This is a genomic window from Roseateles sp. (assembly GCF_044373315.1).
Lineage (GTDB): Bacteria > Pseudomonadota > Gammaproteobacteria > Burkholderiales > Burkholderiaceae_C > JACDQM01.
Map to the genome: position 1 here is coordinate 1 of NZ_JBILQK010000094.1, position 12,038 is coordinate 12,038.

The 12,038-nt window shown below is 67.1% G+C and carries 11 protein-coding genes; 2 read left to right on the forward strand and 9 right to left on the reverse strand.

Annotated features, from left to right (window positions below; translation table 11 throughout):
• A partial coding sequence (gene urtE / locus ACIQ67_RS16620) for an urea ABC transporter ATP-binding subunit UrtE (RefSeq protein ID WP_397535491.1) occupies window positions 1-681 on the forward strand: 681 nt, incomplete at its 5' end.
• A 242-nt stretch (window positions 682-923) separates the two neighbouring features.
• On the opposite strand, the gene ACIQ67_RS16625 is transcribed toward urtE, so the two are convergent.
• The 8 genes from ACIQ67_RS16625 to ACIQ67_RS16660 all read right to left on the reverse strand — a co-directional run bounded on the left by ACIQ67_RS16625 (window position 924) and on the right by ACIQ67_RS16660 (window position 10,593).
• On the reverse strand, window positions 924-2,726 hold the full coding sequence (locus ACIQ67_RS16625) for a methyl-accepting chemotaxis protein (RefSeq protein ID WP_397535492.1): 1,803 nt from the start codon (window positions 2,724-2,726) through the stop codon (window positions 924-926).
• Window positions 2,727-2,892: 166 nt separating this feature from the next.
• Entirely contained in the window at window positions 2,893-5,034 is a 2,142-nt protein-coding gene (locus ACIQ67_RS16630; protein WP_397535493.1) for a prolyl oligopeptidase family protein, read from the reverse strand.
• Window positions 5,035-5,099: 65 nt separating this feature from the next.
• On the reverse strand, window positions 5,100-5,915 hold the full coding sequence (locus ACIQ67_RS16635; RefSeq protein ID WP_397535494.1) for a substrate-binding periplasmic protein: 816 nt from the start codon (window positions 5,913-5,915) through the stop codon (window positions 5,100-5,102).
• A gap of 26 nt (window positions 5,916-5,941) precedes the next feature.
• A complete protein-coding gene (locus ACIQ67_RS16640) occupies window positions 5,942-6,775 on the reverse strand; it encodes an urease accessory protein UreD (RefSeq protein WP_397535495.1) in 834 nt (277 codons plus the stop codon).
• Between the two features lie 128 nt (window positions 6,776-6,903).
• The gene (locus ACIQ67_RS16645; RefSeq protein ID WP_397535496.1) at window positions 6,904-7,881 is read right to left on the reverse strand and encodes a porin; all 978 of its coding nucleotides are present in this window, start codon (window positions 7,879-7,881) and stop codon (window positions 6,904-6,906) included.
• A gap of 56 nt (window positions 7,882-7,937) precedes the next feature.
• Window positions 7,938-8,726: an ABC transporter permease gene (locus ACIQ67_RS16650; protein ID WP_397535497.1), complete on the reverse strand. Its 789-nt coding sequence runs from the start codon at window positions 8,724-8,726 to the stop codon at window positions 7,938-7,940.
• Complete coding sequence (locus tag ACIQ67_RS16655; protein ID WP_397535498.1) at window positions 8,723-9,544, reverse strand: ABC transporter ATP-binding protein; 822 nt, start codon at window positions 9,542-9,544, stop codon at window positions 8,723-8,725. Before ACIQ67_RS16655 ends, ACIQ67_RS16650 begins: the two co-directional genes overlap by 4 nt.
• Entirely contained in the window at window positions 9,544-10,593 is a 1,050-nt protein-coding gene (locus ACIQ67_RS16660; protein ID WP_397535499.1) for an ABC transporter substrate-binding protein, read from the reverse strand. Before ACIQ67_RS16660 ends, ACIQ67_RS16655 begins: the two co-directional genes overlap by 1 nt.
• Window positions 10,594-10,853: 260 nt before the next feature.
• On the opposite strand from ACIQ67_RS16660, the gene ACIQ67_RS16665 reads away from it, so the two are divergent.
• Entirely contained in the window at window positions 10,854-11,633 is a 780-nt protein-coding gene (locus ACIQ67_RS16665; RefSeq protein WP_397535500.1) for a hypothetical protein, read from the forward strand.
• Here ACIQ67_RS16665 and ACIQ67_RS16670 read toward each other — a convergent pair.
• Window positions 11,623-12,038 (reverse strand): M20/M25/M40 family metallo-hydrolase (locus tag ACIQ67_RS16670; protein ID WP_397535501.1); only part of this gene is annotated, 416 nt, incomplete at its 5' end. The genes ACIQ67_RS16665 and ACIQ67_RS16670 overlap by 11 nt on opposite strands.

The window sequence follows — 12,038 nt, forward strand, 5'->3', positions numbered from 1 at the left end:
CTGCGCGGCCTGAGCTTCGAGGCGCAGCAGGGCGAGATCAGCGTGATCCTGGGCCGCAACGGCGTGGGCAAGAGCACCTTGTTGAAGAGCCTGATGGGCGTGGTGCCGATCAAGAGTGGCAGCATCAGTTTCGACGGCGCCGAGATCGGCCGCGAAACGCCTTACGAGCGTGTGCGCCGCGGCATCGGCTATGTGCCGCAGGGGCGCGAGATCTTCGGCCGGCTCACGGTGGAGGACAACCTGCGCATGGGCCTGGCCTACAAGAGCGGCAGCACGCCGATTCCGCCGCAGCTGTTCGAGCTTTTCCCAGTGCTCAAGCAGATGCTGCACCGCCGCGGCGGCGACCTCTCTGGCGGCCAGCAGCAGCAGCTGGCCATCGCGCGGGCGCTTGCGGCCGGCCCCTCGCTGCTGATCCTGGACGAACCCACCGAAGGCATTCAGCCCAGCATCATCAAGGACATCGGCCGCGTGCTGCGCCAGCTGGCCGACGAGGGCCTGGAGATCGTCGGCCCGGATGGAGGCAAGAAGCAGCGCATGGCAGTGATCCTGGTCGAGCAGTACTACGACTTCGCCGAGGAACTGGCCGACCAGTATCTGGTGATGGAGCGCGGCGAATTCATCGCGCGCGGCCGCGGTGATGAGATGCAGAGCAAGGGCATACGCCAGCTGGTGTCGATCTAGAGCCTGTTCACTTGGCCGCAGCAATCGAGCCGACCGGGCCGTCTCCCAAGCAAAGAAGCCCCGAACCGAGAGGTTCGGGGCAAAGGCGCTGCTGACGCCGCCCGGGACGCAAAGCACCTCGGTCGAGGCACGGCGTAGGGCTGCGGCGTGGTGAGCTGGAGCGCAGAGGGCGCAGGCGATGGCGGACCGTCAAGGCTGCCGGTCCGCGGCCAGGGCGCCGTTATCGAAGGGGGCTCGCTCGCTTAGAACTCGCTCCAGTCGCCGTCATTGTCGGCAGCAGCCTTGGCGGCTGGCTTGGGGGCGGGCGACGGGCTTGCCGAAGGTGCGCTGGGCTGAGCAGGACTGCGGGGCGCAGCAGGGCTCGCTGCAAAGGACTTGCTGCCACTGGCCGGGCGAGCCGCAGGCTTTGCCGAGGAGGTGGCGGCATTCTTTTGTCCGAAGCTGCTTGCCGCGGGCTTGCGCAGCGGCGCCGCCGGTGCTGCAAAGCCATGCTGCTGGGCGGCAAGTCGGAACCGGGCCACCGACTCGAGCAGCCGACCGGCCTGCACCTTCATGCTTTCGCTGGCCGCGGCGCTCTGTTCCACCAAGGCTGCGTTTTGCTGCGTGCTGCGATCCAGCTGTGTGATGGCTTCGCCCACCTGGGCGATGCCGGCGCTTTGCTCGACGCTGGCGCTGCTGATTTCGCCCACGATGTCAGCCACGCGCTGCACCGAGCTGACGATGTCCTGCATGGTCTGGCCGGCACGGTCCACCAGCTGGGTGCCGCTTTGCACCCGTTCGACCGAGTCGTTGATCAGGCTCTTGATCTCCTTGGCCGCATCCGCGCTGCGCTGCGCCAGATTGCGGACTTCGCTGGCCACCACGGCAAAGCCGCGGCCTTGTTCACCGGCCCGCGCGGCTTCCACCGCTGCGTTCAGCGCCAGGATATTGGTCTGGAAGGCGATGCCGTCGATCACCGCGATGATGTCGGCGATGCGTTTGGAGCTGGTCTCGATGCCGCGCATGGTGTTGACGACTTCGCCGACCACCTGGCCGCCGTTGCGTGCCACTTCGCTCGCGCTTTGCGCCAGCTGATTGGCGGTTTGCGCGCTGTCGGCGTTTTGGCGCACGGTGGCGCTGAGTTCTTCCATCGTGGCCGAGGTTTCCTCCAGCGACGAGGCCTGGTCCTCGGTGCGGGCCGACAGATCGGAATTGCCCTGCGCGATCTCGGCGCTGGCGGTAGCCACGGATTCCGAGCCTTCGCGCACACTGCCGACGGTGGTGACCAGGCTCGCCTGCATGCGCTGCATCGCTGACAGTAGCTGGGCCATCTCGTCCTTGCCCGCCACGTCGATGGTCTGGCTCAGATCGCCCGAAGCGACGCGGTCGGCCGCCGCCACAGCCTGGGCCAGCGGCCGGCTGATGGCGCGCGTCAGCATCAAGCCCAGCCAGGCGGCCAGGCCTGCGGCCAGCAGACCGACCACCAGCAGCCAGGTCACGGCGCTGGAATAGGTGGATTCGCTGTTGGACGCCGACTGTGCGGCGCCTTTGGTCTGGTAATCCACCAGTGCGTCGACCGCCGTGTTGGCTGCTTCGTAGGCGGGGGTGACTTCCCTGCGCTGCAGCCGGTGCGCGCCGTCGAGATCATCGGCGGCATTCATCTCCAGCATCTTCTTCGCCCCGGCCTGGTACTTGGCCCAGGCGGCCTTGAAGGTGTCATAGAGCTTGCGTTCGTCGTCGCCTGACAGTAGCTTTTCGTAGCCAGCGTCATTCGCCGTCAAGCTGACTAGCGCCTGCTCCATTGCAGCCGCCCCGGCTTTTGCTTCTTCCGGCGCGGTGGCCGCCATCACGCGCAGCACGCCGATGCGGTAGTCGGCGATGTCGGCCATCATGCCGCCAGCAAAGCGGGTAGTAGGCAGCCAGTTCTCGCTGAGGTTGCGGGATTCCTCCTGGATCAGATGCATCCGCGAGAAAGCGAACATCGCCAGGCCGGCGAGAAGCAGCAGCATGGCCGCGAAGGCGACTGCGAGTTTGGCGCTGATGCGCAGGTTGTTGAAAGTCTGCATGCGGACTCCTGACAGGTCGACTCAACCGGCCTTGGAGCAAGGCCGATCAGAACAAAGACAATCTTCCCTGCATCTGCTCTCTTGCAAAGGCCGGATCAGGGCCTTTGTGCCTGCGTATCTTCTGCGCTTGGGGCAGGCACGACAAGGCCTGCTCCGTGAAGATGTCTCAGCGCAGGGTCATCCCGAGGCTGTGGGCGATGAAGGCCAGCATGTCCGAGCGCTCCTCGATGATCTTGGAGGTCGGCTTGCCGGCACCGTGGCCGGCCTGCGTCTCGATGCGGATCAGCTTGGGTGCCGGGCCGGTGTCCACCGCCTGCAGCGCTGCGGTGTACTTGAAGCTGTGCGCCGGCACCACGCGGTCGTCACGGTCGGCCGTGGTCACCAGGATCGCCGGATAGCTGGCACCGGCGCGGAGGGTGTGCAGCGGCGAGTAGGCGCGCAGCGCGCCGAACTGCTGCGCATCGTCCGCTGAGCCGTAATCGCTGATCCAGGCCCAGCCGATGGTGAACTTGTGGAAGCGCAGCATGTCCATCACGCCGACTGCAGGCACGGCCGCGCCGAACAGCTCGGGGCGCTGGTTCACCACCGCGCCCACCAGCAGGCCGCCGTTGGAGCCGCCGTTGATGGCCAGCTTGGCCGGTTGCGTGTATTTGTTGGCGATCAGCCATTCGGCTGCGGCGATGAAGTCGTCGAACACGTTCTGCTTCTTCAGCTTGGTGCCGGCTTCATGCCAGGCCGCGCCATACTCGCCGCCGCCACGCAGCGACGCCAGCACATAGACGCCGCCCATGCGCATCCAGGTGGCCGCGGTCACGCCGTAGCTGGGTGTCTGCGGCACGTTGAAGCCGCCATAGGCATACAGCAGCGTCGGGTGGCTGCCGTCGAGCTTGAGGCCCTTGCGGTGGGCGATAAAGACCGGCACGCGGGTGCCGTCACGGCTGGTGACGAAATGGCGCTCGGTGACGAACTCGTCACTTGGGAAGGCGGTGCTGGGCTTCTTGAACAGGCTGGCCTGGCGGCTGGCGGGCTCCAGGCGGTAGATCTCGCCGGGCGAGTTCAGGCTGGCGTAGCTGAAGAAGGTTTCGCTGTCGCGCCAGCGTCCGCCGAAGCCGCGCGCGGTGCCCACGCCGGGCAGCGCCACCTCGCCCAGATCCTTGCCGGCCGGGTCGAACACCCGCACCACGGTCGAGGCATGGCGCAGGTACTGCAGCAAGAAGCGGCCGGCCACACCGCTGGCGGCGGTCATCGCATCGGCGCCTTCGGGCACCACGGTGCGCCACTGCGCCGGCGCGGGCCGCGCCAGGTCCACCGCCACCAGACGGCCGCGCGGCGCGTCCTTGTTGGTGCGCAGATACAGGGTGTTGTCGGCCAGCGTGACGGGCACGTACTCGGCGTCGAAGTCCATCGTCAGCGGCACGGGCGTGCCGCCGGCATAGGTGCCTTTCTGCAGCGGCAGCAGCATCAGGCCGTTGCGCCGACCCGAGCCACGCCAGACATTGATCAGCACGGCCGAGCCGTCATCGGCCACCTGCGCGCCGAAGCCCCATTGCTTCTCGGCCTTGTTCTCCATCACCAGCAGGTCTTCGGACTGTGGGGTGCCCAGGCGGTGGTAGTAGAGCTTCTGGAAGAAGTTGGCGCCGGTCAGCGCCTCGCCGGGCTTGGGTGCGTCATAGCGCGCATAGAAGAAGCCTTTGGAATCCGGCGTCCAGGCGGCGCGCGAGAACTTCACCCATTCGATGCGGTCTGGCAGATCCTGGCCGGTGGCCAGATCGCGCACCTGCCAGCGCTGCCAGTCCGAGCCGCCCATCGCCACGCCATAGGCCAGCAACTTGCCATCGGGCGAGGGCACGGTGCCGGTCAGCGCCACGGTGCCGTCCTTGGACAGGGTGTTGGGGTCCAGCGCCACCGTTGGCGTGGCCGTCAGCGACGTGGCGGTGTAGACGACGTCCTGCTGCTGCAGGCCGTCGTTGCGGGTCCAGAAGTAGCGGCCACCTTCCTTGAAGGGCACGCCGAACTTCTCGAAGTTGAACAGCTCGGTGTAGAGCTTGCGCACCGGTGCGCGCTGCGGCATGGCGGCCAGGAAGCGCTCGGTCACCGCGTTCTGCGCCTGCACCCAGGCCTTGGTGTCGGCGCTGTTGTCGTCCTCCAGCCAGCGGTAGGGGTCGGCAATGCGCTGGCCGTGGTAGATGTCGACCTGATCGACCTTGCGGGTCTGTGGGTAGCTCAGGGTTTGCGAATGGCCGGCGGTAGCCAGCAGGGCGAACGTGCCGGCGAGGACGGCGGGCACGGTGCGGGTCAGCAGCTTCATGCTTTGGGTTTCCTTGCCTGCCGATGGGCTGGCGCGGGTCGAAGTATCAGCCAAGCTGCGAGGTGCTACCTGCCTGCGGGCTTCAGGCCGTAGGGCTCCAGTCTTGCCAGCCAGCTGCGCTCATCGCGCAGCGCGGTCAGCACGCTCATGAGTCGAACCTGCGTGGGCTTCGGCAGCGCGCGCGAAATCAAGGCGCGACGCAGGTAGCTGTTGCGCGGCTGTCTGGCGATGTACAGGTTGGCCGCCATCTCCGGCAGTTGCTGCTGCCACCAGGGCAGGCCGCTGGCCGCGAGAAAGACGACATCGACCCGGCCGCGCAGCAGTTTGCGCAAGTTCTGCTCGGTGTTGATGGTGTCCTCGCGCGTCAGTTCGCCGGCTTCGATCATCGCCTCGACATCCGCATAGCGATGCCCGGCGACGCCACCCAGCGTCAGGCCTCGCAAGGAGGCCGGACCGTTGAATTCGACCGCACGCGACTTCAGCGACAGCACGAGATCGGTGTCGGCCAGCAGGGGCGGCGACCAGAGGAAGCGGCTCTCGCTCTCGTCGCCAAACCAGGCGGGCTTGACCCAGGGCACCAAGCCCTGCCATGTCGGCGCGCTCAGTGCCATGTCCAGTCGGCGTCGCGGCAGTAGCTGCAGCTCGGTACGCGAGATCAGTCCGCCCATGAGCTCGGTCAGTGTGCTGGCCAGGTCGTGCGACAGGCCGTTGCCCCGGGTCGTGATGAAGGGCGGGTAGTCATAGTGGGTCAGAAGTTCCAGTGACTGCCCGGCGCGCACCGGCCCGCAGTTGGCCAAGCCCGAGCCTGCGGCGAGCGCAAGACGAGCCATCGCGAGGCGACGGCCGAGCTTGACGGCGGAGGGCGGTGCGTTGGAGGACATGGCAGTCCCCAACTCTAGCGTGCGTGTCAGGTGCGCCAGATCCTAGGGGCGGTCGGGGCCAGTTGCCAGGCCTGCTGGCGCCAGGCGGCCCAGACCTCGGCCAGCAGGCCCATCACCGGCTCCACCCGCGCGCCAAGCGCCCGCAGCACCACGATGCCGGGCTCGGGTGCGGTGCAGCCGGACGTGGCGGCCAGCGCATGGCGTCCGCATATCTCGCGGGCGCACTCGAGCAAGGCCTCGCGCCGCGGCACGGGCAGCGCCTGGCCGGCGGCGAACCACAGGCTGCCCATCACGCTGTGGCCGGCCAGGCCCAGCGGCGAGTGCAGCAGCGCCAGATCGTCGGCGGCGATGCGGCCGCGCTCCAGCCAGCGGCCGGGCAATTCCAGGTGTTGCGTGTAGTGGCCGCGCTCGAAGGGGCGCTCGGCGGCGGGCAGGCCCAGCGCCAGCACATCCCAGCCCATCATCTCGGCACCGGGGGCGATATCGAAGCGCAGCTGGTTCTCGCCCAGTGCGCCGTCGTAGACCAGCGTCTCCAGTGGCAGCCATTCCAGCCGTGCGCCAGGTTCAAGCCGCGCCAGCAGACTCTGGCAGGCGTTCTCGGCGGCACTGCGGTAGAAGCGCGCGGCCGCGGGTGTGGTGATCAGCGCATGGCAGCCCTCGGCCAGATTGACGGCAATGTCGAGCCGGTCGCCGCCCACCATGCCGCCGGGCGGATGCACCAGCACATGGTGGCAAATGCCGGGTCCTTCGGGGTATAGGCGCTGCAGCACGCGCAGCGGGCCGTCGTGCAGATCCAGCGCGGTGCAGCGGCCGCTGTCATCGCGGCGGTAGTCGAGTTTCAGATGTCCGTGCCAGCTCATGGGCGCAGGGTAGCAAACAGGCGGGTGAAATGAGGCGGGCCGGCGCGTGCCTTGGAGAGGCACCCGCCGGCCCGGGACACGATGTCCGGCTTCAGCCTGGTCGCTTCGCAGCGCTCAGGCCGTGGCACTTAGAAACGATGGCGGATGCCGGCCCCGTAGCTGACGCCGCTGCTCAGGCCTGTCAGCTTGTCGCTCATGTAGGCGGCGTAGACGTCGGTGCGCTTGGACAGGAAGTAGTCGTAGCCCACGGTGTAGGTCTTGCGATCCGCGCCGGCCGAGGCCGAGATGCGGCCGTACTGCGCCAGCAGCTTGCCGCCGCCGATCGGCACGGCGACGCCGACGTTGGTCAGCTTGTAGTCGCGCTTGGTGGTGCTGTTCTCGACATCGCTGTACTGGCCGAACAGCTTGGCGGCGCCGAAGTCGTAGGAGGCTGCGATCTGCATCGTCTCGGTATCGTCCACCGTCGCGCCTTTGGCCACCTTCTGATAGACCGCCGAGGCTGCGAAGGCACCAGCGCCGTAGCCCGCGTTGGCACCCCAGTTGCGGCCGCCCGAGCCTTCACCGGCAGCGGCGATCACGCCGGCGCTGAAGCCGCCGATCTTCGGTGCGATGTAGTGCACCGAGTCGCTCCAGCCGGTGTCGCCGGTGACAGTGCCGCTGGTGAAGGTGTGGCGGATCGCAGGCGAGAAGCCGAAGGAATCGCCGAAGGCATTGAAGGACAGCGTGCTGACGAACAGCGGCGTGGTGTTGCGGCCCATCTTGAGGGTGCCCAGCTCCTTGCTGTTCAGCGCAACGAAGGCGCTGCGCGCCCACATGGCGTCGCCGTTGAAGCGGCCGGCCGTGCCGCCGTCGGCCAGCAGGAAGCTCTCCAGTGCAAAGCTGGCCGTCAGGCCGCCGCCCAGGTCTTCACGGCCGGAGAAGCCGATGAAGCTGGTCGTCATGCTGCCACTTTCCGTCCGCTTGATCGCCTTGCCACCCGGCGCCTTGAACGAGCCGACGCTCAGGTCCATCAGGCCATAGAGCGAGACGCTGGATTGCTGCGCCTGCGCGGCTGCGCCCAGCAGGGCCAGCACGGCGGCGGCAGCGATCTTGTTGGAGGTCTTCATCGGAGGGATTCCTTGTTTGTGGTTGGAGGTGAAAGAGCAGGTGATCGGTGCGGAGATCAGTGGTTCTCGCTGCCGCGGTGGGCCCAGCCGGTCAGGCGGCGTTCCATCAGCGCGAACAGCTCGTACATCAGCATCGCCATCGCGCCGACCACCACCAGGCCGGCGAAGGCCAGGCCCATCTGCATCGAGGCGCCGGCGGAGATCAGCAGATAGCCGATGCCCTCGTTCGATGCGGTCATCTCGGACACGGTGGTGCCGACGAAGGCCAGCGTGATCGACACCTTCAGCGCGGCGAAGAAGTAGGGCATGGAGCGCGGCAGGCCGATCTTCATCAGCACGTCCCAGCGCTTGGCGCCCAGCACACGCAGCACGTCCTCCAGCTCGGGCTCCAGCGTGGCCAGGCCAGTGGCGATATTGACCATGATGGGGAAGAAGCTGATCAGGAAGGCCGTCAGGATGGCCGGCCCGACGCCGATGCCGAACCACACCACCAGGATGGGCACGAAGGCCGCCTTGGGCAGCGCGTTGAAGCCGGTCATCAGCGGATACATCGCCTTGTAGGCCAGCGGTGAGCTGCCCATCAGGAAACCCAGCAGCACGCCCACCACGATGGCGATGCCGAAGCCTGCCACCGTCACCCAGAAGGTGCGCCAGGCATGGCCGAGGATGGTGGTGTGATGCTCGGCCACCGCCTGTGCGATCGCCCAGGGGCTGGGGAAGATGAACTCCGAGACCTGCAGCGCGCTGCACAGCACCTGCCACAGCAGCACGATGGCCAGCAACAGCAGCCAGGCCGCATAGCGCTGGAACAGCAGCTGGGGTTTCTTTCGACTCGTGCTGTTCATTGCGCCACCTCCGCGCCGCTCTTCCTGAGTGCGCCGATATGGCCGCGCAGCTCGTGCACGATGGCGGTGAACTCGGGCGTGTAGGTCAGCTCCAGATCGCGCGGCCGTGGCAGCTCGATCTCGCGCTTGTGGAGCAGGCGTCCGGGGCTCTTGCTCATCACGTAGACGGTGTCGGCCAGGAACACGCTTTCGCGCAGGTCATGCGTCACCAGGATCACGTTGAAGCCCTTCTCAGCCTGCAGGTCGCGCAGCGCGCACCACAGCTCCTCGCGCGTGAAGGCGTCCAGCGCGCCGAAGGGCTCATCCAGCAGCAGCAGCTGCGGCTCGTGGATCAGTGCGCGGCAGATGCTGGCGCGCTGCTGCATGCCGCCCGAAAGCTGCCAGGGGAACTTGTCCTCATAGCCGGCCAGGCCGACGCTGGCCAGCAGGGCGCGGGCGCGTTCGGTGTATTCGGCCTTCTTCGCGCGCAACTGGCTGCGGTGCGGCTCGACGATCTCTAGCGGCAGCATCACGTTTTGCAAGGTGGTGCGCCAGGGCAGCAGCGAAGCCGCCTGAAAGGCCATGCCGCTGATCTTCAGCGGGCCGGTGACGGGCTGGCCGTCGACGAAGATCTCGCCGCGGCTGGGCTTCTTCAAGCCGGTTGCCAGCTTCATGAAGGTGGACTTGCCACAGCCGGAAGGCCCGACGATGGCGACGAACTCGCCGCGCTTGAGCGTCAGCGAGATGTCCTCGACGGCGAACTTTCCTTCAGCCCACAGCTGCTCGTTGTAAGCGAGCCAGACCCTTCGGAAATCGACAAAGGCGGAGTCGGCCGTCATCACTTCTTCTTCAGCGGCGGCAGCACATCGAGCTCGGCCTTGGTGGGCAGGAAGCTGCCGTTCCACACCGCTTCGGGCACCACCCGGGTCTTGGTGGCATAGGTGTCGGAGACCTGGCTGGCCATCAGCGCCAAGCGCGGCGCGAGCACCTGGCCGAAGCCTTCGGCGCGGGCGTCAGGGCTGGCGACGACGGCGTCGATGGCAAGACGCAGACGGCGCTTCTCCAGTGCTTCATTGATGATGCCGTCACGCTGCTTGACGAAGGCGATCGAGGCATCCGGATCGGCCATCACCTCCTTGGCCCCTTGGGCGAAGGCCTTCAGGAAGGCCTTGATCAGCTCGGGCTTTTCCTTGATCAGCTTGGGGCTGGCGATGATGGCGTTGCCATACAGCTTCACGCCATAGGCCGGGTAGGGGAAGATGGTCACGTCCTCGGCCTTGATGCCGCGCGCTTCCAGGTTCAGCAGCGAGGTGAAGGAAAAACCGGTGATGGCGTCCACGTCGCCGCGCACCAGCATGGTTTCGCGCAGCGGCGGGTCCATGCTGACCCAGCTGACACCCTCGATCTTGTTGGCCTTGGCGAAGATCGGGAAGCCCTTGCGGCCGGCGTCGAACACCGGCGCGCCCAGCTTCTTGCCGGCCAGCTGGCCGACCGTGCTGATGCCGCTCTTCTTTAGGGTTAGCACCGCAGCCGGCGTGTTGTTGTAGACCATCATCACCGCGACCGGCTTGTTTGGCGCGTCAGGGTTGTTGGCATGGAACTCCATCAGCGCCGCCAGGTCGGCAAAGCCCATGTCGTAGGAACCCGAAGCCACGCGCGTGACGGCGCCACCAGAGCCGTTGCCGGCATCCAGCTGCACATCGAGGCCGGCGGCCTTGAAGGTGCCTTTGGCGATGGGCTGCAGGAACAGCGCCGACGGCCCCTCGAAACGCCAGTCGAGCTGGAACTTGATCGGGCTCTGCGCCAGGCTAAGCGAGCCCAGAAGGCTCAAGGTGGTGCCGAGTGCGGCGGCGCGAAGCAAGTGGCGGCGGGCGTGGCGGGCGGTCATGGAGTCTCCGGTCATTGAATGGGGTTGAAGCAGGGTTTGCAAGCTCCGTGCCACTGCGTTCCTCGCGTACGTGTGGGCGTGCGCGTGCCCTCGCGCACGCGGACGTGCGCAGACACCGGGTCGTGGCACCACTCTGGGGCGGGTCAGCCGCCCATGCCCCACGGCGGTGTGCGGGCACATCCGTTGGCCGTAGCTTGCGGAAGTGCGGGCGCGGCGCTCCACTCGGCTACAGACATCACCACCACCACCGAGGAGACCTCATGGAAACTTCGACACCGAATCGTCTGGACCGCGCGGCCAAGCTGCTGTCGCTGCTGACCGACACCTGCCGCTTTCTTGTGCTGCTGGCGCTGACTGCGTTTGCGCTCACCGCGATGGCCTCGCCCGACTGGGCGCGCAAGCGGCTGGCCGATCTGGGTCTCAGCGTCAAGGAAGTCAATGCTTTCGGCGTGCGGCTGGTGGCTAACGAGGCCTTCGATGTCGCAGCCAATCTGGCCGAGGCGCGGGCCACGCTCGATCAGCTGAAGGCGCAGCCCGGCATCGCAGTGGACGCATCAGCGCTGAAGAAGGTCAGTGATCGGATCGAGCAGGCGAGTGCGTCGCTGGGACGGCAGGACCAGGCCATCAAGGACGTGCGGCAACAGGCTGGCATCGTGCCGCCGCCCTTGCCGGAAACCGGCTGGGTCTATGTCGGCCGCTTGGCCGAGGATCGCAGCTGGCTGCCGGGCTGGAGCATCGATGCGGCGCGCACCCGGCTCGACGGCGCGCAGGTGCGTCAGCTAGGACTGAAAGCCGATGCCGTCGTGCTGGGCAACGGCAACGAGTGCACGCAGCTCAAGCTGGAGGAGCTGCAGCCGCCAACAGCGCAGGACCTGCAGGCGCCGCAGATCCTGCTCGATGGCGAAGCGCGGCCGCTGCTTGACGTGATCGCGACGGCGTCCTGCCCGTCCAAGGGCAATGGCCAGTGGCTGTACGCCAAGATCCGCATCGCCCGCGAATCCGTCAAGTTCGTCAAGTACCAGGACTTGATCAGGCGCTGAGCAGATCGGCCAGTGTGCGAGCCACCACCTGGGTGGCGCGCTTCAGGTCCGCCAGCACCAGGTGCTCGTCAGCGCGCTTGGCATGGCTCTCCAGCACGGTGCGCGGGCCGGCGCCGTAGATGGCCGCCGGGATGCCGTGTTCGCCGTACAGGCGCACATCGGTGTACAGCGGCGTGCCCGAGGTCGGGATGGCTTCGCCGAACACGGCGCTGGCATGCTTTTGCAGCGCATCGACCAGCGCCTGGTTGCCGGCTAGCGGCTTGAGTGCGCGCGCAAGAAGCAAGCGCTTGATCTCGACCGTGATGCCCGGATAGCTGGCTGCGGCCTGGGCGATCACCTCGCGGATGCGCGCCTCGACCGCGACCGGATCCTCCTCGGGGATCATGCGGCGGTCCAGCTTGAACA